The following is a 25459-nucleotide window of genomic DNA, read 5'->3' as shown; positions in this document are numbered from 1 at the left end:
ACGTGCAGGCCGGTCAGCTCAGCGGCAGGGTGGTGGCGATCGGCCATCCCACCAGGGCGGCGCCCAACACGGCCGGCAGCCAGCGCGGGCCGGCGTACCGGCGCAGCACTGTCGCCCAGGCTGCCTGCCAGCCGAGCAGCAGCGCGAACAGCGGCACCACAAGCACGACGAAGCCGGGTGCCAGACCGACCATCGTCGATGCGGTCAGCACGACCACGGTGACTGCGACGACCAGCAGGTGTCGCCCCGTCCGCCCGGCGGCGACCAGTTCGACGCCCAGCAGGAACAGCAGGCAGGCGCCCGCGACCAGCGGGAGCAGCCACCAGCGGGCGCCGACCGGCAGCGCCGAGGTCAGACCCAGGTGGATCGGCAGGGCGACGGCGAGGACGGCGTACCCGGTCAACGCCAGCGTCGCGACGGCGGTCCGTGCCGTTGCCCGTCGGGACGCCGACACGGGCGTGCCGGGCGGTGGTTGAAATACGCCGAACCAGCCCGGCAGCCAGCGCTGACCCGCGACCAGCAGAACGCCGGTGACCAGCAGGAAGCCGGCGACGTGACCGCCGACCGCCAGCGGTAGCCGGGCCGTCGGCAGCACCGCGGCGACGGCCGCGCCGACGACGGCCGTCAGCACCGCCAACCCGAACAGCAGCAGCAAACCACCGAACGGCACCCGATCCCCCGACAGCGCCGGACTGTCGGTCTGCGCCGGGGCGTCGGGTTCCCGGCCGGAGGGTGGGTCGGTCGGTCGGCGGCCCGTCGCCCTGCGCGGCAGGAGCAGGGCCGCCAGCGGGACCACGCCGATGCCGAAGGCGAACACCAGCAACGCCGCCCCGGCGAGCCGGGCGATCGGCCGCGGCCGGGCGGTGCCCTCACCGCCGGGCAGCCAGTCGGCGATCTCCCGGTGGGTACGCGCGGCGAACAACACGGAGATGTGCTCCACGCCGGGCACCACGACCGCTGACCGCCGGCCCGTTGACGCGCCACGTCGGGCAGCGTCGTCGGCCGCCCTGCGGAAGGCGGGAAACTCCGCGCCTCCCACGATCAGCAGCAACTCCGTCGGCCGGCCCGGGGGCAGCTCGCCCGCCTCGGGCAGCGAGATCGCCACGGTCCGGGCGATCTCCGGATGCCCGGTGGCGTACCGGGTGACGGCGCCAGCGCCCATCGAGTGCCCCACCAGGACGATTCCGTCCGCGTCGACGTCCGGCCGGGAACGTAGGTAGCCGACGGCGGCGTCCAGGTCTGCGTCGAGCGTGGCGGCGGACGTGTTCGAGCCCGCGCCGGGCAGCCGAGCCGGGTTGGCACCGTGTCCGGCGAAGTCGAACAGCAGCGCGACCGCTCCGCGCCGGGCGACGGTGTCGGCGATCGGGCGCATCAGCTGGGCCGAGCCGGCGAAGCCGTGCGCGATCACCACACCGGGTCGGCGGACGCCGGGCGTCGGCGGACCGGCGCGTACCTCGGTCATCGGCACCCCGCCGACGGTGACCTGCCGGGCCGTGAGGCCGGCGTCCGCCCGGACCAGCACCAGCGTGCCCAGCCCGGCGGCGACCGCCGCCAACACGGCGAACAGGACGGCGGTGCGGGTGCGGGGTGGGCGGTGCGGCGAGGGTGCCGACATGCCGGCACCCTACCGCCGCGCGCCCCTCCCGAGCGCCCGCCGACCGAGGCCGTCGGGCGGTTGTGGTGCGGCCGACGCACACTTGATCCCATGGCGATTCCCCTCCCCACCCCGACCGCCGTGGTCGGCCTGACCCGATCCGCTCTCGACCAGGCACTCGGCTCGGCCGCCTCGTTCGCCGCCGTGCCCGCCCGCGCGTTCGCGGTGCTGGACGGGGTGGAGGCGCTGCTGGCCCGGATCAACGGCGTGGTCGACCGCATCGAGACGACCCTGGACCGGACCGATCAGGTGCTCACCGACGCCGAGGAGGCGGTCCGTGAGGTGGCCGTCATCAGCGCCGCCGCGACCACCGCCATCGACACCGCCACCGAGGTGGCCACTGCCGCCGCCGTGGTGGTCGCCGACGCCGACCGCGTCGCCCGGACCGCCGCCACGGTGGTCGCCAAGGCCGAGGGCGTGGCCGGCCGGGCCGCCGTCACCGTGGGCACCGCGACGGAGGCCGCCGCCACGGCGGCCGAGCTGCTGGCGGCGTACGAGCCGGCGCTGCGCCGGGCCGCGCCGATGGCGGCGAGGTTCGTCGAGGAGCTGAGCCACGAGGAGATCAGCGCGGCGATCCACCTGATCGACGAGCTGCCCAAACTCAAGCAACACCTGACGGCCGACATCCTGCCGATCCTGGCCACACTGGACCGGGTCGGGCCCGACCTGCACGACCTGCTCGACGTGACCCGCGACCTCAAGCTCGCCGTGGCCGGCATCCCCGGGCTGGGCATGCTGCGCCGACGCGGCGAGAAGCTCGCCGACGAGCCCGTCGGCTGAGCCCTCCCCCGCGTGCGTGCGGGGATCAGCAGTCGCAGGTGATCGTCGCGGTCGGCGCGGTCAGGTCGTCGACCGGGCGCCGGGTCAACCCGGTCTCCGTCACCACCGGCAGCCCCTCGCGTACCCAGTACTCGAACCCGCCGAGCATCTCCTTGACCGGGTAGCCGAGCAGGGCGAACTCCAGCGCCGCGCGGGTCGCGCCGTTGCAGCCCGGCCCCCAGCAGTAGGTGACCACCGCCGAGCCGGACGGGATCAGCTCCGCCGCGCGGGTCGCGATCTCGGCGGTGGGCAGGTGCACCGCGCCTGGCAGGTGCCCCTGCGTCCACGCGGCCACGCCCCGGGAGTCGACGACCACCAGAGCTGGCGTACGCGCAGACAGGTCGGCGTGCACGTCGCTGACGTCGGTCTCGACGCTGAGGCGGGCGCGGAAGTGGGCGACGGCGCGGGCCGGATCGGCCGGCGGAATGGCGAAGGTGAAGGTCATGCACTGATCCTCGCCAGTCCGCGTGGCCGCGGCGAGTGGCGGAGATGACGTCCTGCGCTAACATCCCGCCATGCCGATGCGGCCCACCACGACCACCGGCCCGCGCCTGCTGCCGACACCCCGACGGCCGGCAGCCGCGCACCGCGTGGCAGTGCTCGCGTACCCGGGAATGTCGGTGTTCGAGACCGGCATCGTCACCGAGGTGTTCGGGCTGCCCCGACCCGAGTTCGACGTCGACTGGTACGACCTGGTGGTCTGCGCCGAGCGGCCGGGGCTGGTGCCGGTGGTCGGCGGGGCGAGCTTGCACACCCCGTACGGCCTGGCCGAGCTGGCGGAGGCGCGGACGGTGATCGTGCCCGGCGTGCCGGACGTGACCGGTGACCCGTCACCCGAGCTGGTGACCGCGCTGCGCCGGGCGCACCGACGCGGGGCGCGCATCATGTCGATCTGCTCGGGCGCGTTCGCGCTGGCCGGCGCCGGGCTGCTCGACGGCCGGCGGGCCACCACCCACTGGCAGTACGCCGAGCTGCTGGCGCGGCGCTACCCACTCATCGAGGTGGACCCGGACGTGCTCTACCTCGACGACGGCGACCTGCTCACCAGCGCCGGCAGCGCCGCCGGGCTGGACCTCTGCGTCCACGTGGTCCGGCGCGACCACGGCGCGGCGATCGCCAACGCGGTCGCCCGGCGGCTGGTGATCCCGCCACACCGCGACGGCGGGCAGGCCCAGTTCGTCGAGGTGCCGGTGCCCACCGACCCGGACGACGACCGGATCGCCGGCAGCATCGACTGGGCACTCGCCCATCTCGCCGAGCCGCTGAGCGTGGCGCAGCTGGCCGGGCAGGCGCACATGTCGCCCCGCACCTACCTGCGGCACTTCGCCCGGGCCACCGGGACCAGCCCGATCCGCTGGCTGATCGACCAGCGGGTCCGCGCCAGCCTCACCCTGCTGGAGGAGACGGACGCCCCGGTCGAGCAGGTCTCCCGCTCGGTGGGTTTCGACACTCCGGTCACCTACCGGCACCACTTCGGTCGGCTCATGCTGACCTCGCCGTCGGCGTACCGCAGGGCCTTCCGGACGGGCGCGGGCCGGCCGGCGTGACGCGGGTGGATCAGACCGGCGCGTACAGCTCGTCGATCTCGGCGCGTTGCGGGAGCGCCACCGACGCACCGAGCTTGCGTACGCAGGCAGCGCCGGCCGCCGACGCCCAGCGCACCGCGTCGACCAGGTCACGTCCCTCGCCCCAGCCGACGGCCAGCGCGGCGGTGAACGCGTCACCGGCGGCGGTGGAGTCGACCACGTCGACGCGTACCGCTGGCACGTGCACCTCGGCGCCGTCGCGGTCGACGTACCAGGCGCCCTCGCCGCCGAGAGTGAGCACGGCCCGGGGGGCCAGGTCGAGCAGCGCCCGGGGCTCCTCCCGACCTCGGCCGGCAAGTGCCTGCGCCTCGCCCTCGTTGACGACCAGCAGGTCCACCGATGCGAGCAGCTCGGGTGGGAGGTCCCGCGCCGGGGCGGCGTTGAGGATGACCCGGGTGCCGGCGGCGCGGGCGGCCACCGCCGCGGCCGTCACGGTCTGCACCGGGATCTCCAGTTGGGCGACCAGGACGTCCGCGGCGCTCACCGTGGCCAACTCCTCCTCGGTGAGGCCGACCAGCGCGTCGTTGGCGCCGGGGGTCACCATGATGGCGTTCTCCCCCTGCGCGTTGACCATGACCAGCGCCACCCCGGAGGTGCCGTAGACCACGCGCAGCTGGCTGGTGTCCACCCCGGCGGCGGTGATGCGGGCCCGGAGGGTGACACCGAAGGCGTCCGAGCCGATCGCGCCGAGGAAGGCGCAGGACGCTCCGGCCCTGACCGCGGCGACGGCCTGGTTGGCGCCCTTACCGCCGGGCACCATCACGAAGTCGGTGCCGAGCATGGTCTCGCCCGGTCGCGGCAGCGCTGGTGCCATCGCGACCAGGTCCATGTTGGCGCTGCCCACCACGGCAACCCGGGTCTGCGGCACTGTCGTCTCCGCCCTGGCCGACGCTCAGGCGGCCCGGGCGGTGTAGCGGTCGCCCCGGCGCTCGACCACCAGCGGCAGGCCGAAGGTCTTGGAGAGGTTGTCGCCGGTCAGCGTCTCGGCGAGCAGGCCCTGGGCGACCACGCCACCCTCGCGCAGCAGCAGCGCGTGGGTGAACCCCGGCGGGATCTCCTCGACGTGGTGGGTGACCAGCACCATCGCCGGGGCGTCCGGGTCGTACGCCAGCTCGGCCAGTCGGGCGACCAGGTCCTCCCGACCACCCAGGTCGAGGCCGGCGGCCGGCTCGTCGAGCAGCAGCAGCTCCGGGTCGGGCATCAGGGCACGGGCGATCTGCACCCGCTTGCGTTCACCCTCGGAGAGGGTGCCGTAACGGCGTTCGGCGAGGCCACCGACGCCGAGTTGGCTGAGCAGGGCCAGCGCCCGCGCCACGTCCCCGCGCTCGTAGCTTTCGCGCCAGCGGCCGACCACCGACCAGGCGGCGGTCACCACCACGTCGCTGACCTGCTCGTCGGCGGGCAGTCGCTCGGCCAGCGCGGCGGTGGTCAGGCCGATGCGGGTGCGCAGCTCGTTGACGTCGGTGCGGCCGATTCGCTCGCCGAGCACGTGCGCCACACCGGTGGTGGGGTGCAGCCGGCCGGCGGCGAGGTTGAGCAGTGTGGTCTTGCCGGCGCCGTTGGAGCCGAGCACGACCCAACGCTCGTCCAGCTCGACCCGCCAGGTCAGGTCCTGGAGGAGGGCGGTGCCAGAGCGGCGTACACCGACGCCGTCGAGGCTGACCACCAGATCCGGGTCCACAGGAGCGGCGGCAGGCGCGGCGCCGGCAGCGCCGGGGATCAGGTCAGTCACCGCTCCATCCAACCACGCAGCGTCGGGGCGCCCCCCATGGGCGGCGCCTCGGCAATAGGGTGAAGCGCCGTGTCGTTGATCACCAAGTCCGGAGGACGGTCCATGCCCCGAGGTACGGAGCCGCGCGGATGAGCGCGGTCATCGAGATCGAGGGTCTGCGCAAGACCTTCCACAGCATGCGCAACGGCCGGCGGGTGGCGGTGGACGGGTTCGACCTGCTGGTGGAGGCGGGCCAGGTTCACGGCTTCCTCGGCCCCAACGGCTCCGGCAAGACCACCACTCTGCGTGCCCTGCTCGGGCTGGTACGCGCCGACAGCGGCCGGATGAGCGTGCTGGGCGAGCCGTCGCCGGAGCTGCTGCCCCGGGTGGCGGGCCAGGTGGGTGCCATCGTGGAGAGCCCGCAGTTCTTCGGCAACTTCACCGGGTACCGCACCCTGCGGTTGTTGGCCCGCGCCGGCGACGTACCGGTCTCGCGGGTGGACGAGGCGCTGGAGCTGGTGGGCCTGCGCGATCGGGGTGACGAGCGGGTGAAGGGCTACTCGCTGGGCATGAAGCAGCGTCTCGCGGTGGCGTCCGCGCTGCTGAAGGACCCGCGGTTGCTCATCCTGGACGAGCCGGCGAACGGGTTGGACCCGGCGGGCATCCGGGAGATGCGGGACCTGATGCGGTCGCTGGCGGCGAGCGGGGTGACAGTGCTGGTGTCCAGTCACATCCTGGGTGAGATCCAGCTGATCTGCGACCACGTCACGATCATTTCGCAGGGACGTCGGGTGGCGACCGGCCGGGTGGACGAGGTGCTGGCGGGCTACGACCGGCACGAGTTCCTGGTGCGGGTGGCCGACCCGGAGCGCGCCGCTGAGCTGCTGCACGCGGCCGAGCTGACGGCGGTCGTCGACGGTGAGGCACTGGTGGTGAGTGGGACGAGCGACCCGACGGTGATCAGCCGGGTGCTCGGCGAGCAGGGGCTGTGGGTCGGCGAGCTGACGCCGATGCGGCCTGATCTGGAGAGCGTCTTCCTTGAGCTGACGGGTGCGCACCCGTCGGTGCCCCGGCAGGTCGACGACTCGGCGCTGCCGTACGCCGGTCAGGGCGATGCGGTGATCGATCTCGATCGGGGAGTGGACGCGTGAACCTGGTTCGTGCCGAATTGGAGCGACTGGCCGCCCGTCGCTTCGTGCAACTCATGGTCGTCCTGCTGGCGTTTGCGTTCGCGGTGACGGCGGCGACCACGCTTGCGGGTTCCCACAAGCCGAGTGCGAGCGAGCTGAACTCGGCGCGCGCGCAGGCCACCGAGGCCCGGCAGAGCATGGAGACCGCGTACCAGGAGTGCCTGGCCCGCCAGGGCGGCTCGCTGCCGACGGAGGACAGCGGGTTGTACCTCCCCGCCGACTGCTCGGAGATCGACCCGATCCGGCAGTCCCGGCTGCCGATCGCCGCCGACTTCCTGCCGGGGGTGTTCAGCTTCGCCCAGCAGGCGCGGCCGCTGGTCTTCTTCCTCATCGCGTTCCTGGTGCTGTTCGGGTTCCTGGTCGGTGCCTCCTACATCGGTGCTGACCTGAACTCCGGCGGTGTGGTGAACCTGCTGCTCTGGCGACCACGCCGGTTGACGGTGCTCGGGGCCAAGTTGGGCACCCTGCTCGGCACGGTGCTGGTCCTGGCCCTGTTGGCGTCGGTGGCCTACCTCGCCACGTTCTGGGTGATCGGGCAGACCGCCGGGCTGCCCAGCCAGTTGAGCGGTGAGTTCTGGCGCGAGCTCGGTGCGCTGCACGGACGTGGTCTGGTGCTGGTGCTGCTGACCACCGCGGCGGGCTTCGCGATCGCCACGCTGGGTCGGCACACCTCGGCGGCTCTCGGCGCGCTCGCCGCGTATGTGGTGGTCTGGGAGTTGGGCGCCCGGCTGGTCCTGGAGATCATCGACGCCCCGCAGTCGGACCTGTTCATGCTCTCCAGCTACATCGGCGCGTGGCTGAACGGCGAGGCGCGTTTCTACGACCCACGGATCTGCACGGGCAACAGCGTTGGCACCTGCGAGGGGTTCTACACGCTGACCTGGTTGCCGTCGCTGTTGGTGCTGCTCGCCATCACCGGCGGAGTGACCGCGGCGGCGTTCGCCGTGTTCCGCCGACGCGACCTGATCTGAGTTTGCAGCGGGCCGCCCGTCCACGCACGGGCGGCCCGGTGAAAACCAGGGCGTCGACGGCAAGGGCTTGCAGCAGGCCGACCGGCGGTGAAATATTTCTTCACGTGACCGCCGCAGCGGGCTCAGCCGACGGTGGAGCCGAACACCTCGTCGCGCACGGCGTCCAGCGCGGTGCGCAGCGCGCCGCGCAGGATCGGCTCCTCGGTCAGCCCGGTCGGCACCACCCGAGGTTGCACCAGGGTGATCGCCGCGACCTCGTGCTGCACCCGGTCGGCGAGCGCGGCGCCGCCGGCCTGACCCACCTCACCGGCGAGGACGACCAGCGGCGGGTCGAGCACCACGCAGGTGCTGGCCACACCGAGCGCGAGCCGGCGGGCCAACTCGTCGAGCATCGGGCCGCCGTCGGCGCCGGCCGCGACGGCCGCGCGGACCGCCTCGGCGGCGTCGGCGTCCGGGTACCCGTGCTCACGGGCCACCGCGCGCACCGAGTCCGCGCCGACCAACTGCTGGAAGGCCGGCTTGGCCCGACGGGAGACGTCGCGCGGAATGGGCGCGCCGGGCACCGGCAGGTAGCCGATCTCACCGGCCGCACCGCTGCTGCCGTGGTGCAGCCGGCCGCCCAGCATGATCGCCAGGCCGACACCGGCGCCCACCCAGACCAGCACGAAATCCGCCAGCCCCTGCGCGGCGCCGGACTGCGCCTCGGCCACCGCGGCCAGGTTGACGTCGTTCTCGAAGACCACCGGAGTGTCCAGGTCGTCGCGCAGCGCGGCGAGCAGGCCGCTGTGCCAGCGCGGCAGGTTGAAGGCGAAGGTGATGTCGCCGGTGCCGGGATCGACCAGGCCCGGCGTGCCGAGCACGATCCGCCGTACGCTGCTCAGCTGCGCCTGGGCGCTGCTGGCGGCCTGCACCACGGCGTTGTGCACGACGCCCACCGGGTCGTCGGTGTCCCTGGTCGACTGCTCCACCCGCCCGATGACCGCGCCGGTGATGTCGGCGCAGGCGGCAACCACCCGATCCGGTCCGACGTCGACGCCGACCACGTGCGCGCTGCTCGGACGGACGGCGTAGAGCTGGGCGTTCGGCCCCCGCCCGCCGGCCTGCTCGCCGACCCGGGCGACGAGGCCGCGTTCCTCCAGCCGCTCGACCAGCTGGGAGGCGGTGACCTTCGACAGCCCGGTCAGCTCGCCGAGCCGGGCCCGGGTCAGCGGACCGCGTTCGAGGAGCAGCTCCAGCGCGGCACGGTCGTTGAGCGCCCGCAACAGGCGGGGGGTGCCGGGTAGCCGGGTCGCACTCATGACACGTCCTCTAGTTTTAGTAAACTTTGCTAACTGTAAACCGACCTGCGAACGGGTAGCCGTAGCGTAACGGCCACCCGAAGGTGGGGCGCTCGGCCGACTCGGCAGGGCGAACACCCCCACCGGTACGACGTTCCGTACCCGCCGGGGCATCGAAGGGGGAGATCACGTGGGGCTGGATCCAGGACTGCGCCGGCTGGCGCTCGGCACGCTGCTGGCCGCGTATCCGGGGCCCGTCCCGCCGGACTGGGCGGTCGACCTGCTGGCCGACGGGCTGGCCGGGCACACCCTGTTCGGCACCAACGTGCACGACCCCGCGCAGGTGGCGGCGAGCACCGCCGCGCTGCGCGCCGGCCGGCCGGACGCGCTGATCGCCATCGACGAGGAGGGCGGCGACGTGACTCGGCTGGCACACGCCACCGGCAGCCCGTACCCCGGCAACGCCGCCCTCGGCGCGATCGGCGACGTGGCGCTCACCCGACGGGTCTACCAGTCGATCGGCGCCGAGCTGGCCGCGCTCGGCATCACTGTCAACCTCGCCCCGACGGTGGACGTCAACACCGCCGACGACAACCCGGTGATCGGCACCCGGTCCTTCGGGGCGGACCCGGTGCGGGTGGCCGCCCACTCGGCCGCCGCCGTGACCGGGTTGCAGGCCGCCGGCGTCGCCGCCTGCGCCAAGCACTTCCCCGGGCACGGTGCCACAGTCACCGACTCCCACCACGAGCTGCCCACCGTGGACGCCCCGATGGCCTTGCTGCGGCAGCGGGACCTGCCGCCGTTCGCGGCGGTCGTCGCCGCCGGGGCCCGCGCCGTGATGACCGCGCACATCCGGGTGCCCGCACTGACCGGCACCGACCCGGCCACCTTCAGCCGGGCCGTCCTGGTCGACCTGCTCCGCGCCGAGTACGGCTTCACCGGCACCGTCATCACCGACGCCCTGGAGATGAAGGGCGCCGCGGTGGCTGCCGGCGGCGTCGGGCCGGCCGCGGTCCGGGCCCTGGCCGCCGGCGCCGACCTGCTCTGCATCGGCGCGAAGGTCGACGCCCAGCTCGTCGAGCGGGTCGCCGCCGAGATCGTCGACGCCCTCACCGACGGCCGGTTGGCGACCGCACGGGTCGAGGAGGCAGCCGGCCGGGCCGCCGACCTCGCCGCCTGGACCCGGGCCGCCGTCGGGTCGACGGCCGCCAGCGACACCGAGCTGGGGTACGCGGCAGCACGCCGCGCGGTCCGGGTGGACGGCGTGCTCAACGGCCTGGACCGAGCACTGGTGGTGCAACTGCACACCGAGTCGACGATCGCCGAGGGTCGGGTGCCGTGGGGTCTCGGTCCACACCTGAGCGGGGTGCAGGAACTGCGGGTGATCGCCACCGAGACCGACCCGTCGAGACTGGGCGAGCTTGCCGGGGACCGGCCAATCGTGCTGGTCGGGCGGCACCTGCACCGGCTGCCCGGCGGTCCCGAGCTGATCGCCGGCCTGGCCGCCCAGCATCCGGTGACCGTGGTGGAGATGGGGTGGCCGGCACAGTGGCGCCCGCAGGGCGTACGCGCGTTCGTCACCACGTACGGCGCGAGCCACGCCAACGGTCGGGCGGCGGCCGAGGCGCTCGGTCTGACCGGCTAGGCCACGGCGTCTTCCGGCCGGGCTCCAGGCCCGGCCGGGTCGGCGCGCCGCAGCGTCCGCCTCGGTGTCCACAGTCACTGGTCGCCTCTTCTTGAACATGTTCAATATGCGCCCTAGGCTGACGATGCTGGTAGTTGAACACGTTCAAGAAGGGCGTCCACATGGACATCAAGGTCTGGATGTACGTGATCTACCTCGCGGTCAGCGTCGGCCTGACCATCTGGGTGGCTCGAGCACTGTCCCGCAACGGGCAGGTCTTCCTGGAGGAGGTGTTCGCCGAGGAACGTCTCGCCCGAGCGGTCAACAGTCTCCTGGTGGTCGGCTTCTATCTGCTCAACCTCGGCTACGTCACGGTGGCGATGAAGCACCCCGACCCGGTGGAATCGACCAGCCAGGCCATGGAGGAGTTGTCTCTCAAGATCGGCTTGGTGCTGCTGGTGCTCGGCGCGCTGCACTTCTTCAACGTCTTCGCACTCGGCCGCTACCGCCGGAACCGACTCCGCCAGCTCGCCACCCACCCCCCGCTGGCCCCGATCGGTCGACTCCCCATGCCGCCCACCCCACCCGGGGCGCAGCTGGTCGGCGCGTACCCGGCGGGACCCCACCCGACCGGCGCGTACCCGGCAGGACCCCAGCCAACCGGTCCGCGGCCGGCCGGACCGCAGCCGGGCACCGGACCGACGAGCAACCCGCCGACCCGATGACCATGCCCCCGGCCGATGGCGTCGGCCGGTTCCCGGACCCCACCGCTCACGTCGGCGGTGGGATGCGGGGGCTCACCGTCCTGTTCGATGCGGCCTGCCCGCTCTGCCGGGCCGCCCGCCGCTGGTTGTCGTCCCGCGCCCAACTCGTACCCCTGGAGTTCGTGCCGGCCGGGTCCGCCGAGGCCCGGCGGCGCTTCCCCGGCCTGGACCACGACGCGACGCTGCGCGACCTCACCGTGATCGCCGACACCGGCGAGGTGTACGCGGGCGACGGTGCCTGGTTCGCCTGCCTCTGGGCACTGGCCGACCATCGGCCCATGGCCGAGCGGCTGGCCCGGCCGGCCCTGCTGCCCCTCGCCCGGCAGACGGTGGCCGCCGCCTCGGCGATCCGGGAACGGCTCCGCGACCCGTCGGCCGAGCCGATCGACGAAACGGCGGGATACGGTGGCCCCGATGACCGAGCAGCCTGCGCAGACCACCACTGCGGGTGACCCTGCCACCGCCCGAGGCGAGCAGACCCGGCAGCTGATCCGGGACACCGCGATGCGGCTGTTCCGCGAACGCGGCTACGCCCAGACCACCATGCGGGCGATCGCGCAGGAGGCCGGCGTGGCGGTCGGCAACGCCTACTACTACTTCGGTTCCAAGGACCACCTGATCCAGGAGTTCTACGCCCAGTCCCAGATCGAGCACCGGGCCGCCGCGCAGCCCGTGCTCGACCGGGAGGAGGCGTTCGGTCCGCGGCTCGCCGGAGTGCTGCACGCGGGGATCGACGTGTTGACGCCCTCGCACCAGTTCGCGGCGACCTTCTTCAAGACGGCGGCGGAGCCCACCTCCCCGTTGAGCCCCTTCTCGGCGGAGTCCTCCGGCCCCCGAGAGGCGGCCATCGACCTCTTCGGCGAGGTGTTGACGGGCTCGACGGCCAAGGTCGACGCCGAGCTGCGCCCACAGCTGCCCGAGCTGCTCTGGCTCGCGTACATGGGCGTGATCCTCTACTGGGTGCACGACCGATCGCCGGGCCAGACCAAGACCCGCCAGCTGATCGACGGAGCCGTACCACTGGTCGACCGGCTCGTGGCGCTGTCCCGGCTCCGGGTCCTGCGGCCGGTTACCCGACAGGTGCTCGAGCTGATTCGCACGCTCCGTCACTGAGCCGGCCGGCACCGCTCGACCGCGAAGAAGCAGGTCAAGTCCGCTTTTCGACACTCCGAACCGACAGCTCGCCCCTTGCCGAGCGCCTGATCGATACGTAGCGTGATCGGCATGTCCCGGCCCGTGCAGAGCACGACCGGCACACCCGGAACCGGGGCCTGGGGGGAGGTTGCGGACCGTGGATCCGGCCCGGGGTCCACGGTCCGCGCCCGTTGTGAGCTCAGCGCGGATAGACCCCGTACGCGCGCCAGCCCCGGTCCGGGAAACCGGCCGCGTCAGCGACCCGGGCGGAGGCCTGATTGTCCCGCTCGTGCAGGTACGTCGGCACCGCCCCCTCGTCGAGGACCCGCCGCGCCGCCTGCGCCACGAGTCGGCGGGCGAGGCCGCGACCCCGGGCAGCAGGCGCGGTGCCGATGGCCAACTCGTGCCCGTACGCGTCATGCCGTTTGATCCCGGCACCGGCCAGGTAGCTGCCGTCCGGGTCACGGACCACCAGCACCTGCCGGTCGAAGAGCCGCAGCCAGGGCGGCAACCCGGGAGCCGTCGGCTCGGTCCACTCCCCCACGTCGGGAAGCGGCGCGGGGGCCACGCTCCACCGGAAGGGGCCGTCGTGCACGCACCAGTCGGGCAGCCCGACGGCCTCCGGCAGCGCGGCGAGCAGCCGATCCGGTGTACGCCGGACCAGCGAGCGGATCGCCGCCACCCGATCCGGTGCCACGGAGAGCACTGCGCTCCGCCCGGTGTCCACGGCGAGCGCGGGGCGCAGTCGGCCGTCCCAGGCCGGCCTGGCCCGCCGATGCGAGGCGACCACGTGCAGCCCCGGCCCGGCCGGCCACTGGCCGAGCCAGGTGGCCAGGTGCAGCTGGAGCCGCCGGTCGAGCATGCAGACCTCCCCCGTCACCCCGGCCGTCGTGGATCACCGTACGCCGGGCGGCCGGGCCGGGCGGACGAACCGTCAGGGCCGGAGCCGGACGAACGCCGGGTAACCAACCTCACCTATCGACCGTCATATGTATTTCCATACCTGGACACCTTTATTTGGGACGGTAGGCGCATGCCGATTCAGCCGAACGACCACTACCAGCAGGACCCCGAGCGACTCTGGCAGGCAGCGGAGAGCGTTGGCGGCGTCCCGCCCCAGCCGCGCTACCGGAACCCCCGGGCGGTCGGCCGCGGCACCCTCTCCTGGTCCAGGCTGAACAAGCTGTCCGTCGGCAGCTCCGGCAGGCACCGCCTGAACACCCACTGACACCGGTCGAAGGGCAGCTGACGAGTTCAACCGGACGGCGACACACCGGGGAGGTCCAGCGAGGGCTTTCGCACACCTGTCGGGTAATTTCTTGTGGTCCGCCATCCGGCCAACGACAGGAGAAGCTCCGCGCATGGGCAAGAAGACGATCCACGTCTCCGACTTCAGCGGCACGGTTCTACAGCAGGACGACGAGGTGGTCCGCGTCGTCGTGCTGGAGCACCCGGACCTGGTCGCCGGGCCCGTGCAGTTGGACGCCACCCCGACCGAGGTGGAGAACCTCGACGACGCCGCCCTGGACGTGGCGGTGGTGGAGATCCATGACCGGCACGGCGGTGGCGAGCCCCGCCGGGTGGTGTTGACTGCCAGCGAGTTCGACGCGATGGCCACCGACGTGCCGATGGCGCAGCTGTTGAAGACCGCCGAGCGGGTCCGCCCGCCCAAGGCCCGCAAGAGCGCCGAGAAGATCGACTACGGCACGCTGGAGCACGCCGGCAAACCGCACCGGGGACGGGTCACCGAGGAGGAGGCCCGACTCGTACGCGAGCAGCTCGACGAGGTCAACAAGCGCCTCGCCGACGCGGGCGTGCGCCAGATCGACCCTGCCGACCCGGAGCACGCCCTGCGCTACGGCTTCCCCGACGTCTCCTGACCCAACGGCTTCAGCAGGCCTTCTTCGCCCGATCACGGAAGGCGGTCTCGGTGACCGCCTTCCGCTTCGTGCCGCCATCGCTGACCAGAACCTGGTCCGGCCGCAGCTCGCTCACCTGTGTCAGGGTGAAATTAATGGACTCGGCTTTGTTCTGATCGCCGTAGGCGGTGACCGCATACTCGATGTCGAGCTCGAACGCGGCGAGTGACTGCTCGGCCACATTCCAGCCTGGCGGTGGCTGCAACAGGGTCACCGCCGCAAGCTGCTCGGTGCCTGCACGTTCGATTGCCCATTTCGCGGGCGGCGCGGGCTCTCCGGTGAAGACGGCGATCCTGGTCGCCGTGAAGACGGCACACTCCGCCACCACCAGAACCGGCTGCCCGTTGACGACTCGTAGCGCAGTCAGCGGCTTGCCTGCCGGGGAGCAGGCGGTCAGCCCCGCCAGGGCGGCGAGCGTCACCAGGACGCCCACCGCCCGGACCCTTGCTCTGGTCAGCAGTTCTCGCCCAGCCGGAGTCGGTGGGTCGGCATGCGCTGGCGCGGCGAACATTCGGCCCGCCACGGTCAGCACGACGGCAGCCGCCACAGCACGCCGCACAAACTGACTGAGGAATTTCTCAATTCGGCCACCCGTTCACGAATGCCGATACGTTGATGTGCGCATGGCCACCCGAGGCTAGGTGAGGGCCGCTCGACGCGCGGACCGTGACGGCATATACAACCTTCCGGACTTACAACCCGGATCCCGCCGTCGGCAAGCGATCCCACGCCGGCACTACGTCATACGCCGCCTGAGGCGAGGGAAACGCCGCGCCGCCCCAGCGAGGACATTCACACTCGCGGGACGGCGCGGAATGGTGGTCCTGGTGCCGTTACTGGGCGTCGCCGCCCGTGGAGGTGGCCTTGACCACCGCGGCCAGGGCGGTCGCGAGGTCGGCCTCGACCGACGGCTTCGTCAGGCCGAGGTTGGTGAGCACACCGGTGCCGTCCTCCTGCTCCAGCAGGGCGAGCAGGATGTGCTCGGTGCCGATGTAGTTGTGCCCGAGGCGCAGCGCCTCCCGGAAGGTCAGCTCCAACGCCTTCTTGCCGCGCGCGTCGTACGGGATAAGGTCCGGGACCTGGTCGACCCGCGGCGGCAGGGCCGCGCCGACGGTCTCCCGCACCGCCTCGGGGGTCGCGCCCCGACCGGCCATCACCCTGGCTGCCAGCCCATCCGGCTCCGCCAGCAGACCCAGCACCAGGTGCTCGGGCCCGATCTCGGCGTTTCCGCTGGCCCGGGCCTCCTCCTGCGAGGCAATCACCACGTTGCGGGCCCGGGGGGTGAACCGGCCGAAGCCGTCGTTCGGGTCGAGCGGCGGCCCGTCGGTCGCCTTCGACACGAAGCGCTTCTGGGCGGCCTGCTTGCTGACTCCCATGCTGCGGCCGATGTCGGTCCAGGAGGCGCCCGAGCGCCGAGCCTGGTCGACGAAGTGACCGATCAGGTGGTCGGCGATCTCACCGAGGTGGTCGGCGGCGATGACCGCGTCGGTGAGCTGGTCGAGGGCGTCGGTGTGTGCCGTCTTGATCGCCTGGATCAGGTCGTCGAGCTTGACCCGACTGCTCATCTGGGTAGGTTCCGTCATGCGTCAACCATAGGTTGACGTAGCGTCATCGTCAACCCTGGGTTGACGATCTCGTTCCTGCGCTCAGGCTCCCGAGCCGGCGTACTCCGGTAGTCGCTCGGCCACGGTCGCTGGCGACGGCATGCGGGCGATCTCCTCGGCGACCACCCGGGCCGCGTCGCGGTGCTCGGCGTTGCCGTGCTGCGGCAGCAGACGGTGCGTCCGCTCGGCGACGGCGTCCGCGTTCACCTCCTCGGGAAGCAGCCGCACGGCGACACCGGCGGAGTCGAGGGCGTCGGCGTTGGCGAACTGGTCGGCACCCTGGGGCAACACCACCTGCGGTACGCCAGCCGCGAGCGCACCGAGGGTTGTGCCGCTGCCCCCGTGGTGCACCACCACGTCGACGAGCGGCAGCAGCTCCGCCTGCGACACCCAAGGGTGCACGGTGACGTGGTCGGGCAGCTCGCCAAGCTGCTCCGGAGGCACCCGGCCCGCCGCGACCACCACCTGCGCGTCCAGCGTCGCCAGGCCGGCGATGACGGTGCGGAGCAGCTCCGGTGTGCCGAACGCCGTACCGAGGGTCAGGTAGATCAGCGGCCGGGACGTCCGACGGCTCACCCACGCCGGTAGCGGGGTCGGTGTCGAGAACGGGACCGGTCGCAGCTCGATCCGACGTTCGGTGGCGAGGAAGTTCGCGTCCTGGAGCGAAGGCGGGCAGATGTCGAGGTGCGGTCGGCCGACGACCTCGGTGTTGCGGGTGGGAAGGTCGAGGCCGATGCCGTCGGGGAACATCCGCCCGAAGCCGTGCCAGAGGCCCGGGATGCCGGCCCGATGAGCGGCGACGGCCGCCCCGGGCAGCCCCCACTCGTGCACCACCAGGTCGGGCCTCAGCCGCGCCAGCTCCGGTTCGAGATCCTCGGCGTACACCTCGTAGAAGGCGTCGCCCGGGCGGAACGGCCGCAGGCCGTTCGCGGCCAGCGGCGCGTGCACCGCCGGGCCGGCGGCGAAGTGCACCTCGTGACCGGCGTCCCGGGCGGCGATCGCCAGCGGGATCAGCGGATAGGTGTGACCGACGGACGCAAGACTGGCGAACAGCACACGCATGGCGCCGGACGCTACCCGTCGCTCGGGTCGCGTCTGGTGGCGCGTATACGGTGGCTGCGGTCAGGGCGCGGTTCACTGGCGGAAAGGGCGGTCATGCGTCTGCACGTGGGGTGCGCGATGTGGAGCCACCGGTCGTGGCCGGGTCACCGGCTGCCCTCCGCGGAGCGCCTGCGGCACTACGGCAGCTGGTGCGACGCCGTTGAGGGCAACACGACGTTCTACGCGACCCCGGCCCGGGACACCGTGCAGTCGTGGGCCGCGCAGACCGAACCCGAGTTCCGGTTCGTCCTCAAGCTTCCGAAGGTCATCACGCACGAACGTCGGCTCACCGACGTCGGCGAGCCGTTGCGCGCCTTCCTGGACGCGATCGAGCCGCTCGGCCCGCGTGCCCACGCTCTCTGGATCCAGTTGCCCGGCTCGTTCGGTCCCGCCGACGTTGCGACCCTGACCCGCTTCCTGGCCCAGCTCCCCCGATCACACCGGTACGCGGTGGAGGTGCGCCATCCCGCGTTCTTCACCGACGACCGCGCTACCCGGCTGCTGGAGGCGACCCTCACCGCCGCGTCCGCCGAATGGATCCCCTTCGACACGACCGCCTTCTTCGCGAGCCCGCCGACCAGCGACGCGGAGCGGGACGCCTGGACAAAGAAGCCCCGGGTGCCGCTGCGGTCGTTGGCGCTGACGGACCGGCCGGTCGTCCGCTACCTCGGCCGCGACGACTCGACGCGCACCGTCGAGGGGTGGCGACACTGGGTCGACGTCACAGTGGCCTGGCTACGGGAGGGTCGCTCACCGACGATGTTCGTCCACACCCCGGACAACGCCGAGGCGCCCGTGCTCGCCCGCCGGTTCCACGACGAGGTACGGGCACGCGTACCCGAGCTGGACGCGCTGCCCGAGCCGATCCCGGTCGAGCCGCTGACGCTGTTCTGACCGGGCGGGTCAACACTGCTCCTTGTCGAGCAGGTCGTCGAGGTGGGCAGCGGTGCTGATCAGCGAGAGATGGCTGAACGCCTGCGGGAAGTTGCCGATCTGCTCACCGGTCGGAGCGATCTCCTCGGAGTAGAGACCCAGCGGGCTGGCGTAGGTGAGCATCTTCTCGAAGGTCAACCGGGCGTCGTCGAGCCGACCGGCCTGGGCGAGTGCCTGCACGTACCAGAAGGTGCACATGTTGAAGGTGCCCTCGGTGCCGGCGAGGCCGTCCGGGGAGGCCTTCGGGTCGTAGCGGTAGACCAGGCTGTCGGAGGCCAGTTCGGCGTCCATCGCCCGCAGCGTCGACTCCCACATCGGGTCGGTCGGCGAAATGATGTTCAGCCCGGGCATCGCCAGGAGCGAGGCGTCCAGGATGTCGGACCCGTAGTGCTGCACGAACGCGCGACGCTCCTGGTTGAACCCGCGGGTCATGACCTGCTGGTAGATGGCGTCCCGTTCGGTGGCCCACCGGGCGGTGTCGCCTGGGCGCCCTCGGCGGTGCGCGATGCGGATCGCACGGTCGAGTGCGACCCAGGACAGCACCCGCCCGTAGGTGAAGTCCTGCCGGCCGGACCGGGTCTCCCAGATGCCGTCCTCGGGCTGGTCCCAGTGCTCGCAGAGCCAGTCCACCAGAGCCGCCGTCTTCTGCCACCCCTCGTACGGCGGGATCAGCCCGTTCCGGTCCGCGAGTTCCAACGAGAGGAGCGCCTCGCCGTAGATGTCGAGTTGCACTTGGCCGGCTGCGCCGTTTCCGATCCGCACCGGCGCCGAGCCCCGGTATCCCTCCAGGTGACCCAACACCTCCTCGTTGAGGTCCGGTGAGCCGTCGATCCGGTACATGACCTGAAGGGGCAGGCCGCCGTCCCGGGCCTCGCGGATGCGCTCGTTCAGCCACAACAGATACTTCTGGGCCTCGTCGGTGAAGCCCAGCCGCAGCAGCGCGTGCACGGAGAAGGACGCGTCCCGGATCCAGGTGTAGCGGTAGTCCCAGTTCCGCTGCCCGCCGATCTGCTCCGGCAACCCGGCGGTCGGTGCGGCGACCAGGGCGCCGGTCGGCGCGTACGTCATCAGTTTGAGCGTCATCGCCGACCGCTCGACCACCTCCCTCCAGCGGCCCTTGTAGCGGGAGCCGCCCACCCACCGCCGCCAGTAGTCGCGGGTCTCGGCGAGCAGGTCGCACGCCTCCTCGGTGCTTATCGCGCGGGGCGCATGCGGGCAGGCCGTCTCCAGGACGACCCCGCCGATGTCACCCGCGTGCAGGGTGAACGACGCGGACACGCCGTCCGCGTCCCGCCGGATCCCCGTCGCATCGAATTTCCGTTCCGAGTCCTTGAACGCGGCCAGGGTGAGGGCCAGAGTCGGGCTCCGGAAAACGTCGCCCTCGGGATGCACCTCAAGCTCGTACGGGTCACGCCCGTAGTTGAACCGTGGACGGCAGTCGAAGCGGAACCGCATGCTCCCCCGGACCATCCGCACCAGCCGGATCAACCGGTGCTGGTCGGTGGCGCGTTCGCCGGTGACGGGCATGAAGTCCAACAACTCCCCCACTCCGTCGGCGCTGTGGAAGCGGGTGATCAGGATCGGCGTACCGGGTAGGTAGAGCTGCTTGCTCGTGTAGTCGATGCCGTCGGGCGTGAGCCGGAAGTGGCCACCCTTGTCATGGTCGAGCAGCGCAGCGAAGACGCTCGGTGAGTCGAAACGGGGCGCACAGAACCAGTCGACCGCGCCGTCCGCGCTGATCAGCGCGGCGGTCTGCAGGTCACCGATCAGACCGTGCGCCTCGATCGCCGGATACGTCGCTTCCACGTTGGTCCCCCGCCGCTCGTGATGGCAACGGCGGCGACTACCCGGGGAAGTTGCGGGCTACACGCGAACTCCTCCCAACCCGCTGGTCATTGCGGAAGCAAACCTTCCGCAATCGCCGATAGCGTCCTTGTTGACGACATCGACGAAGGGACACCTGATGAGCCTGCGAGGATTCGCCACACTCAACATCTGGGCCGACGACGTGGAGGCGGCAACGGCCTGGTACGCGAACTTCCTCGGGGTCGAGGCGTACTTCATGCGCCCGGGGCCCGACGGGCGCCCGGCCTACACCGAGTTCCGGATCGGCGACTACCAGGCCGAGTTGGGCATCATCGACCGCAGGTACGCGCCGCCCGGGGCCGCGACGGGGCCGGGCGGCGCGGTCATGCACTGGTGTGTCGACGACCTCGACGCCGCCGTCGAGCGGCTGCTGGCGCTGGGGGCCACGGAGTACCAACCGATCACTCCGCACGGCGACGAGGGGTTCATCACGGCAGCGGTGGTCGACCCGTTCGGCAACGTGCTGGGCGTCATGAGGAACCCGCACTACCTCGACATCCTCGCGTCGCTGAAGGCGACGTGACGCACTGGGCTTTCCCGACGCGGCGGCGGTGCCCGCGCAGGCCCCGCCTGCTCAGTCCCGACCGGCCCGATCCAGTGTCTGCCGTACCAGCTCTCCCGCCTCGTCGGTGCCCATCGCGCTGGCCATGAGAAGGTCGTGGGCGGCCGTGTGGAACTCACCCGCGGCGATCATTCCTGAGTAGCCCAACCGGTGGGTGTGCGGACGGGTGGGATCCCGCGCGGGTTTTCCCTGCGCCTTTCCGACCAGCGCGACAGCGGTGAGGATCTGCCGGCGCGCGTCCTGAGGGTCCGCACGCTCGGGGGTGGTGATGCGTCTCAGCGTCTGCACGCTGGTGGCCAGCAGGTCGATGGCAGCCGCGAACTCATCCGGTATCGGCTCATCGTCCCGGAGAGCCTTGGTGAGCCTCCTCGCGACGGCCCGACAGCCGTACAGGCTGCGTTCGAGATGGTGGATGGACCGGGTGTATTGGGCCAGAATCTTGCGTTGGTGCCACCGTAGTGGCGCCAGTCGCACCACTTCCTGGGCAGCCCCGAGCCCCTCGTCCAGCGCGGTCATCCGTGATCCAAGAATCCGCAGACCGGTCAGGCTCTGCTCGGCGCCGCCAAGGTCCCGACGACGCAGCGCCGCGGCCAGGTTGTGCAGGGCGGCGATGGTCGGGTCGAGGACCGGTTCGGCCAGCCGCTGCACCGTCCGCTGCGGGTGGATGGGCACCAACAGCAGGCCGACCGCCAGACCGATGAGCCCGCCGACTGCGGAGTCGACGAAGCGGGGAACGGACAGCTCACGCACGGGCGGTTCCAGGGTGGCGATGAGCACCGCGGTGCCGCCGGCCTGGGCGAGCAGGGATCCACCGCCCTTGAGCAGCACGGCGACGATGATCGCCAGCACCACGACCAGACCGGTCTGCCAGGGCCCGATACCGAACAGCGACATGAGCACGTCGCCGACGGCGAGGCCCAGGACCACCCCGACCAGCAGCTCGATGGTGCGCCGCAGGCGTGTGCCCATCGAGGCGGCCACGATGCCGACCGCGGTGGTGGGCGCGAGGACCGGGGAGGGGTTGTCCAGGAACTGGGCTCCCACGAACCAGGCGAGCGTCGCCGCGACGCCGGCCTGCACGGCGAGCAGCCCGAAGAGGCGGAACCGCCAGACGCGGGCACTTACCGCGTGTCGTAGCCGCGCGCGCAGGCCGGCCACCGTCCGGTCGGTCCGGGACGCCTCACCCGATGCCGGGTCGGAGTGGGCTGCCGGCTCCTGATTCGCGGGCATTCGCGCCGCTTACCCGCCGAAGGCGAACCTATCCGGCGGTAGCGCCATATCGCGTGGGGTTGCCTCAGTGAGCGGGGTTCGGCGTGTGCGGCAGTCGACCGAGTTGGCGCCAGTCGGTCTCCGCGACGTCGACGCCGTAGTGCTTGGCGGCGGCGAGGATGTTCTGGAAGGCCAGGTCCCGGTCCGCGTTGGTGACGCCCTGCACCTGGTCGAAGCGTGCGATGGCGTTACGGACGTGACCGGCGTCGGTCATGGGTTCCTTGCGCTCCTTGGGGAACGCGAAGACGGTCTCCGGCAGCTCGCGCTTGTCCTTGCTCGACAGGCCACCGTGCTTCTCGTGAGGCTTCCAGGTTGAGGTCATCGCCCACCATTACCCACTCGTTGTCCGGCAGCACCTTTTAAATAGCCCGGGGCCAGGCCCGTGTCGGCCTGGCCCCGGGGTCCGGTCGGTCAGCTACGCAGCGTCCACTGCTGGTTCGCGCCGCCGTTGCAGGACCAGAGGATGAGCTTCGTGCCGTTGGCGGTGGCGGCGCCGAAGGCGTCGAGGCAGAGCCCGGACTGGGCGTTGGTCACGGTGCCGTTGGTGTTGACGTTCCACTGCTGGTTGAGCCCGCCGTGGCAGTCCCAGATGATGACCGCCGTGCCGTTGGCCGTGCCGGCCCCGGAGGCGTCCAGGCACTTGTTGCCGTACACCGTCAGCTGCTTGCTGGAGGTGTGGGTCCAGCGTTGGTTGGTGCCGGTGGAGCAGTCCCAGAGTTGCGTCTGGGTGCCGTTGGTGGTCGAGGCGTTGGGCACCTCGACACAGCGACCGGACTGGCCACCCACGAGGTGTCCGTTGCCCGTACCGCTGCCCCCGCCCTGCTGCTGCCGGACGATCGCTGTCGACTCGGCCGACCGGTTGCCCTGTGCGTCGACGACGTAGAGCCGGTACTCGCCCTGGGTGGCCGGCACGGCGATGGACGTGGCGGTACCGGTTGCCCTGGTCATGGTCGCCCCGGCGGTGAAGGTGGTCGTGCCGTACGGGGCCAACCAGACCGACCTGGTGGCGTCGCCGATGCTCCGGATCGGGATCGACGCCGTGGCACTGGTGACGAACGTGCTGGCCGGCAGCACGTAGTTCGGTGCGGAGAAGGTGCTCGCCGGAATGATGTCCCGGTACGCGTCCTCAAGGCCGGAATTCGCGGCGATGCCGTAGGCCGCCGCCGGCCAGACATAGTCGGAGGAGACGAGGATGTCGCCGATCGTGCTGTTCGGCAGACTCTTGTTCGAGACCTTGTTGATCGGGCCGTAGATCTGCGTGATGCTCAGATCGTGCTTACGCCCGAAGTCGTCTGAGTTGATCATCCAGGTGACGTTCTTGTCGATACTCAGCACGTTGTCGCGGAACGTGATGAACGCCGACCCCTCGTCCGGGTGCAGCCCGTACTTGTGACCCGACGGAACACCCTGGAGATAGTTGTTGGTAATCGTGGTTCCTGGCTGACTGCCCAACGTGTAGATCGGCGCCGTGTCACTCAGCCGCTGCACCGTGTCGATGATGTGGTTGTAGCTGATGGTGTTGTTTCTCGCCGTCGTGGTCGGTCGGTTCGGCACGATCGAGCCCGACGATCCGTCGAAGTTCCACCAGCCCCAGCCGAGCGTGATGCCGGACCACGGGGTCTTCTCGATCCGGTTGCGCTGGATGGTCAGGGTGTCGGCGAAGTACGCCGAGATGGGGCTGTGCCCGTTGAACAGCACAGCACTGTCGTACAGATAGTTGTTCTTGATGTCGATGTTCTTCGGCAGCCCTTCGACCTGTGCGGAGAACTTCTCGCGGTTGGTCGAGGTGCCGTCTCCGATGTAGACGTGCTGCGGATGGCCCACGGTGATGGCGGACCCGGCGATGTCGTTCGTGTGGTTGCCGATCAACTGCGTGCCCTGCACGTCGTTGATCATGTTGATCCCGTCAGCGCCGGTGTGCTGGATCCGGTTGCGTTGCAGGAGGATCCCGTCCGCGTTCTGGATCTGGATGATGCCGGGCGTCACATCCACGTTCCGGTAGTGGTAGACGTGGAAGTTGCCCTTCGCGTACACCTGGGCTCCGAGGTTGCCCTGCTGCGCCTGCTTGAAGGACGCGCCGGCGACGTTGAACAGGTTCCAGTCGGAGTGCTGCACCGTCAGCCCGGAGAACGTGATGTTGCGCGCGTGGCTGCTGGTCGAGGTGCCGGCGACCCGCAGCAGGTTGGTGACGTTGTTCGGCGCGTAGACGGTCGCGGTCGACATGTTGTCGGCACTGGCCTTGTAGTAATAGACCGTCCGGGTGCCCTTGTCGAAGTAGAACTCACCGGGCGCGTCCAGGAACTCGTAGGCGTTCATGAGCTTGTGGGTGCCGCCCACCTGGGCGTTGCCGTTGAACGCGCCCTGGGCGATGGCAGCGCCCGGTTGCTGGAAGAGGGCCACCCGGTTCGCGCCGTCGGAACTCGTGGTCACCTGGCGGACGCCCACGATGGCCGTGGTCCAGGTCGTGCCCGTCTCGATCTCGATGTCGTCCTGGTTGCGGGCGACGGCCGGGAAGTCGTTCAGGCTGTATTTGGCGCCGTCGCACTGCGACCCCGACTCCCAGGCCCACGCGGCCTGGTTGGCCGTGATGTTGTACGTCCCGTAACAGCCCGCCGAGCTGATCGTCTTCGACGCCATGTACGCGCGCTTGTCGTTGACGTAGAGCGCCCGCAGCTTGTTGGCGCGGTCGAGCGGCGCCTTCCAGATGTTGCCGCTGTGCTGGGTCCACCCGTTCACCTGGACACCGCCGTCGAGGACCGGCTTCTCATTGGGGTAGGCGCCGTAGATGACCCGGTATCCGTTGGTGCCGGAGTCGCTCGGCCCGAATTCGACAGTGCTGCTCACCGGATAGGTGCCGCCACGGAGCAGGACGTCGACGTCGCCGGTCATGTTCGTGTTTATCGTGCGAACGACGTCCCGGGCACGTTGCAGAGTTCGGAACGGCGATTGCAGGGTGCCCGGGTTGGCGTCGTTACCGTCCGGGGCGACATAGTAGGTCGCCTGGACTGCGGCGGCGGCCGGTAGCTGGTTTGTCAGCACGGCCGGCAGCGTGGCGGCGACAAGCGCCGCCACCCCCAACACTGACATTCGAGCGGTGGATATGGCTGACTTCACGTCTGTTCCTCTCACTGGCCGTCGATGTGGTGCCGAAAGTGCGTATCGAGCGACGAGTACGGAACAGCGACGCCACTAAGGGCCGGCGGGGACTTCCGTCGCCCCGACCGCACTCTTTGTTAACCGCCCCGAAATTCTTACTGGGAGCGTAGGTCACACGTCTGACCAATGCAACAGGAAATTGGAGGGCGTCTATGCCGAAATGCCCTCGGATCGGGCAGATCAACCACGTCGACGGCGCACCCCTACGTGCGTCGTCCGACGAATCCCCAGCGACGCAGGGCTGGTCGTCGAGACCCGCGAGCACTCGCACGTACCGGAAGACCACCACTCGCCGCCGGCCGGCCTGTTCGGGTGGCGG

At 71.1% G+C, this 25459-nt stretch carries 25 protein-coding genes; 12 read left to right on the top strand and 13 right to left on the bottom strand.

Annotated elements, in window-relative coordinates; genetic code table 11:
* Positions 1-13: 13 nt before the first annotated feature.
* Positions 14-1615, bottom strand: coding sequence for an alpha/beta fold hydrolase (locus CLT68_RS12600; protein WP_099851034.1), 1602 nt, complete (start codon positions 1613-1615; stop codon positions 14-16).
* 90 nt (positions 1616-1705) lie between these two features.
* Between CLT68_RS12600 and CLT68_RS12595 the strand changes: the two genes are divergently transcribed.
* On the top strand, positions 1706-2434 hold the full coding sequence (locus CLT68_RS12595; RefSeq protein ID WP_088946507.1) for a hypothetical protein: 729 nt from the start codon (positions 1706-1708) through the stop codon (positions 2432-2434).
* A gap of 25 nt (positions 2435-2459) precedes the next feature.
* Here CLT68_RS12595 and CLT68_RS12590 read toward each other — a convergent pair whose 3' ends face one another.
* Positions 2460-2918, bottom strand: coding sequence for a rhodanese-like domain-containing protein (locus CLT68_RS12590; RefSeq protein ID WP_099851032.1), 459 nt, complete (start codon positions 2916-2918; stop codon positions 2460-2462).
* Positions 2919-2994: 76 nt separating this feature from the next.
* Here CLT68_RS12590 and ftrA point away from each other — a divergent pair, with 76 nt between their 5' ends.
* On the top strand, positions 2995-4020 hold the full coding sequence (gene ftrA, locus CLT68_RS12585; protein WP_099857093.1) for a transcriptional regulator FtrA: 1026 nt from the start codon (positions 2995-2997) through the stop codon (positions 4018-4020).
* A gap of 10 nt (positions 4021-4030) precedes the next feature.
* On the opposite strand, the gene CLT68_RS12580 is transcribed toward ftrA, so the two are convergent.
* Both CLT68_RS12580 and CLT68_RS12575 read right to left on the bottom strand, forming a co-directional pair.
* Positions 4031-4927, bottom strand: coding sequence for a ribokinase (locus CLT68_RS12580; protein WP_088946505.1), 897 nt, complete (start codon positions 4925-4927; stop codon positions 4031-4033).
* A 24-nt stretch (positions 4928-4951) separates the two neighbouring features.
* On the bottom strand, positions 4952-5803 hold the full coding sequence (locus CLT68_RS12575; RefSeq protein ID WP_099851030.1) for an ABC transporter ATP-binding protein: 852 nt from the start codon (positions 5801-5803) through the stop codon (positions 4952-4954).
* Positions 5804-5919: 116 nt separating this feature from the next.
* Here CLT68_RS12575 and CLT68_RS12570 point away from each other — a divergent pair, with 116 nt between their 5' ends.
* Both CLT68_RS12570 and CLT68_RS12565 read left to right on the top strand, forming a co-directional pair.
* Complete coding sequence (locus CLT68_RS12570; protein ID WP_099851028.1) at positions 5920-6921, top strand: ATP-binding cassette domain-containing protein; 1002 nt, start codon at positions 5920-5922, stop codon at positions 6919-6921.
* Entirely contained in the window at positions 6918-7931 is a 1014-nt protein-coding gene (locus CLT68_RS12565) for an ABC transporter permease subunit (RefSeq protein ID WP_088946502.1), read from the top strand. Before CLT68_RS12570 ends, CLT68_RS12565 begins: the two co-directional genes overlap by 4 nt.
* A gap of 122 nt (positions 7932-8053) precedes the next feature.
* On the opposite strand, the gene CLT68_RS12560 is transcribed toward CLT68_RS12565, so the two are convergent.
* Positions 8054-9229 carry an ROK family transcriptional regulator gene (locus tag CLT68_RS12560; protein WP_088946501.1) on the bottom strand — a complete coding sequence of 392 codons (1176 nt, stop codon included), beginning with the start codon at positions 9227-9229 and terminating at the stop codon, positions 8054-8056.
* A gap of 169 nt (positions 9230-9398) precedes the next feature.
* Between CLT68_RS12560 and CLT68_RS12555 the strand changes: the two genes are divergently transcribed.
* The 4 genes from CLT68_RS12555 (at position 9399) to CLT68_RS12540 (ending at position 12709) form a co-directional block, all read left to right on the top strand.
* Positions 9399-10853, top strand: a complete 1455-nt coding sequence (locus CLT68_RS12555) for a glycoside hydrolase family 3 N-terminal domain-containing protein (protein WP_099851026.1) — start codon at positions 9399-9401, stop codon at positions 10851-10853.
* A gap of 134 nt (positions 10854-10987) precedes the next feature.
* The gene (locus tag CLT68_RS12550) at positions 10988-11557 is read left to right on the top strand and encodes a hypothetical protein (RefSeq protein ID WP_327649289.1); all 570 of its coding nucleotides are present in this window, start codon (positions 10988-10990) and stop codon (positions 11555-11557) included.
* Complete coding sequence (locus tag CLT68_RS12545; RefSeq protein WP_199177038.1) at positions 11554-12048, top strand: DCC1-like thiol-disulfide oxidoreductase family protein; 495 nt, start codon at positions 11554-11556, stop codon at positions 12046-12048. Before CLT68_RS12550 ends, CLT68_RS12545 begins: the two co-directional genes overlap by 4 nt.
* Entirely contained in the window at positions 12011-12709 is a 699-nt protein-coding gene (locus tag CLT68_RS12540; RefSeq protein WP_099857089.1) for a TetR family transcriptional regulator, read from the top strand. Before CLT68_RS12545 ends, CLT68_RS12540 begins: the two co-directional genes overlap by 38 nt.
* A gap of 220 nt (positions 12710-12929) precedes the next feature.
* On the opposite strand, the gene CLT68_RS12535 is transcribed toward CLT68_RS12540, so the two are convergent.
* Positions 12930-13592 carry a GNAT family N-acetyltransferase gene (locus tag CLT68_RS12535; protein ID WP_099857085.1) on the bottom strand — a complete coding sequence of 221 codons (663 nt, stop codon included), beginning with the start codon at positions 13590-13592 and terminating at the stop codon, positions 12930-12932.
* A 171-nt stretch (positions 13593-13763) separates the two neighbouring features.
* Between CLT68_RS12535 and CLT68_RS12530 the strand changes: the two genes are divergently transcribed.
* Both CLT68_RS12530 and CLT68_RS12525 read left to right on the top strand, forming a co-directional pair.
* Complete coding sequence (locus tag CLT68_RS12530) at positions 13764-13958, top strand: DNA repair protein (protein WP_099851024.1); 195 nt, start codon at positions 13764-13766, stop codon at positions 13956-13958.
* 133 nt (positions 13959-14091) lie between these two features.
* On the top strand, positions 14092-14610 hold the full coding sequence (locus CLT68_RS12525) for a hypothetical protein (protein ID WP_099851022.1): 519 nt from the start codon (positions 14092-14094) through the stop codon (positions 14608-14610).
* Between the two features lie 10 nt (positions 14611-14620).
* On the opposite strand, the gene CLT68_RS12520 is transcribed toward CLT68_RS12525, so the two are convergent.
* From CLT68_RS12520 to CLT68_RS12510, 3 genes are all read right to left on the bottom strand, one after another.
* Complete coding sequence (locus CLT68_RS12520) at positions 14621-15082, bottom strand: hypothetical protein (protein WP_099851020.1); 462 nt, start codon at positions 15080-15082, stop codon at positions 14621-14623.
* Between the two features lie 400 nt (positions 15083-15482).
* Positions 15483-16232, bottom strand: a complete 750-nt coding sequence (locus CLT68_RS12515; RefSeq protein ID WP_099851019.1) for a Clp protease N-terminal domain-containing protein — start codon at positions 16230-16232, stop codon at positions 15483-15485.
* A gap of 63 nt (positions 16233-16295) precedes the next feature.
* A complete protein-coding gene (locus CLT68_RS12510; protein WP_099851016.1) occupies positions 16296-17315 on the bottom strand; it encodes a glycosyltransferase in 1020 nt (339 codons plus the stop codon).
* Positions 17316-17432: 117 nt separating this feature from the next.
* Between CLT68_RS12510 and CLT68_RS12505 the strand changes: the two genes are divergently transcribed.
* Positions 17433-18248, top strand: coding sequence for a DUF72 domain-containing protein (locus CLT68_RS12505; protein ID WP_199177218.1), 816 nt, complete (start codon positions 17433-17435; stop codon positions 18246-18248).
* Between the two features lie 9 nt (positions 18249-18257).
* Here the strand turns inward: CLT68_RS12505 and CLT68_RS12500 are convergent, their stop codons facing one another.
* The gene (locus CLT68_RS12500; protein WP_099851012.1) at positions 18258-20093 is read right to left on the bottom strand and encodes a glycoside hydrolase family 15 protein; all 1836 of its coding nucleotides are present in this window, start codon (positions 20091-20093) and stop codon (positions 18258-18260) included.
* A 157-nt stretch (positions 20094-20250) separates the two neighbouring features.
* Here CLT68_RS12500 and CLT68_RS12495 point away from each other — a divergent pair, with 157 nt between their 5' ends.
* Positions 20251-20676: a VOC family protein gene (locus CLT68_RS12495; protein WP_099851011.1), complete on the top strand. Its 426-nt coding sequence runs from the start codon at positions 20251-20253 to the stop codon at positions 20674-20676.
* 51 nt (positions 20677-20727) lie between these two features.
* On the opposite strand, the gene CLT68_RS12490 is transcribed toward CLT68_RS12495, so the two are convergent.
* From CLT68_RS12490 to CLT68_RS12480, 3 genes are all read right to left on the bottom strand, one after another.
* Positions 20728-21945, bottom strand: coding sequence for an FUSC family protein (locus tag CLT68_RS12490; protein WP_099851010.1), 1218 nt, complete (start codon positions 21943-21945; stop codon positions 20728-20730).
* A gap of 64 nt (positions 21946-22009) precedes the next feature.
* Entirely contained in the window at positions 22010-22306 is a 297-nt protein-coding gene (locus tag CLT68_RS12485; RefSeq protein WP_099851008.1) for a DUF6582 domain-containing protein, read from the bottom strand.
* An 89-nt stretch (positions 22307-22395) separates the two neighbouring features.
* Positions 22396-25071: a ricin-type beta-trefoil lectin domain protein gene (locus CLT68_RS12480; RefSeq protein WP_486482155.1), complete on the bottom strand. Its 2676-nt coding sequence runs from the start codon at positions 25069-25071 to the stop codon at positions 22396-22398.
* Positions 25072-25459 lie beyond the last annotated feature (388 nt).

This window comes from Micromonospora sp. CNZ299 (genome assembly GCF_002754415.1).
This window is presented reverse-complemented; position numbering and strand designations above follow the sequence as displayed.

Excerpts from the sequence above, each read along its gene's own strand:
- CLT68_RS12600 (WP_099851034.1), bottom strand. The coding sequence starts at position 1,615 with ATGTCGGCACCCTCGCCGCACCGCCCACCCCGCACCCGCACCGCCGTC.
- CLT68_RS12595 (WP_088946507.1), top strand. The coding sequence starts at position 1,706 with ATGGCGATTCCCCTCCCCACCCCGACCGCCGTGGTCGGCCTGACCCGA.
- CLT68_RS12590 (WP_099851032.1), bottom strand. The coding sequence starts at position 2,918 with ATGACCTTCACCTTCGCCATTCCGCCGGCCGATCCGGCCCGCGCCGTC.
- ftrA (WP_099857093.1), top strand. The coding sequence starts at position 2,995 with ATGCGGCCCACCACGACCACCGGCCCGCGCCTGCTGCCGACACCCCGA.
- CLT68_RS12570 (WP_099851028.1), top strand. The coding sequence starts at position 5,920 with ATGAGCGCGGTCATCGAGATCGAGGGTCTGCGCAAGACCTTCCACAGC.
- CLT68_RS12560 (WP_088946501.1), bottom strand. The coding sequence starts at position 9,229 with ATGAGTGCGACCCGGCTACCCGGCACCCCCCGCCTGTTGCGGGCGCTC.
- CLT68_RS12545 (WP_199177038.1), top strand. The coding sequence starts at position 11,554 with ATGACCATGCCCCCGGCCGATGGCGTCGGCCGGTTCCCGGACCCCACC.
- CLT68_RS12540 (WP_099857089.1), top strand. The coding sequence starts at position 12,011 with ATGACCGAGCAGCCTGCGCAGACCACCACTGCGGGTGACCCTGCCACC.
- CLT68_RS12535 (WP_099857085.1), bottom strand. The coding sequence starts at position 13,592 with ATGCTCGACCGGCGGCTCCAGCTGCACCTGGCCACCTGGCTCGGCCAG.
- CLT68_RS12530 (WP_099851024.1), top strand. The coding sequence starts at position 13,764 with ATGCCGATTCAGCCGAACGACCACTACCAGCAGGACCCCGAGCGACTC.
- CLT68_RS12525 (WP_099851022.1), top strand. The coding sequence starts at position 14,092 with ATGGGCAAGAAGACGATCCACGTCTCCGACTTCAGCGGCACGGTTCTA.
- CLT68_RS12515 (WP_099851019.1), bottom strand. The coding sequence starts at position 16,232 with ATGACGGAACCTACCCAGATGAGCAGTCGGGTCAAGCTCGACGACCTG.
- CLT68_RS12510 (WP_099851016.1), bottom strand. The coding sequence starts at position 17,315 with ATGCGTGTGCTGTTCGCCAGTCTTGCGTCCGTCGGTCACACCTATCCG.
- CLT68_RS12505 (WP_199177218.1), top strand. The coding sequence starts at position 17,433 with ATGTGGAGCCACCGGTCGTGGCCGGGTCACCGGCTGCCCTCCGCGGAG.
- CLT68_RS12495 (WP_099851011.1), top strand. The coding sequence starts at position 20,251 with ATGAGCCTGCGAGGATTCGCCACACTCAACATCTGGGCCGACGACGTG.
- CLT68_RS12490 (WP_099851010.1), bottom strand. The coding sequence starts at position 21,945 with ATGCCCGCGAATCAGGAGCCGGCAGCCCACTCCGACCCGGCATCGGGT.
- CLT68_RS12485 (WP_099851008.1), bottom strand. The coding sequence starts at position 22,306 with ATGACCTCAACCTGGAAGCCTCACGAGAAGCACGGTGGCCTGTCGAGC.
- CLT68_RS12480 (WP_486482155.1), bottom strand. The coding sequence starts at position 25,071 with ATGTCAGTGTTGGGGGTGGCGGCGCTTGTCGCCGCCACGCTGCCGGCC.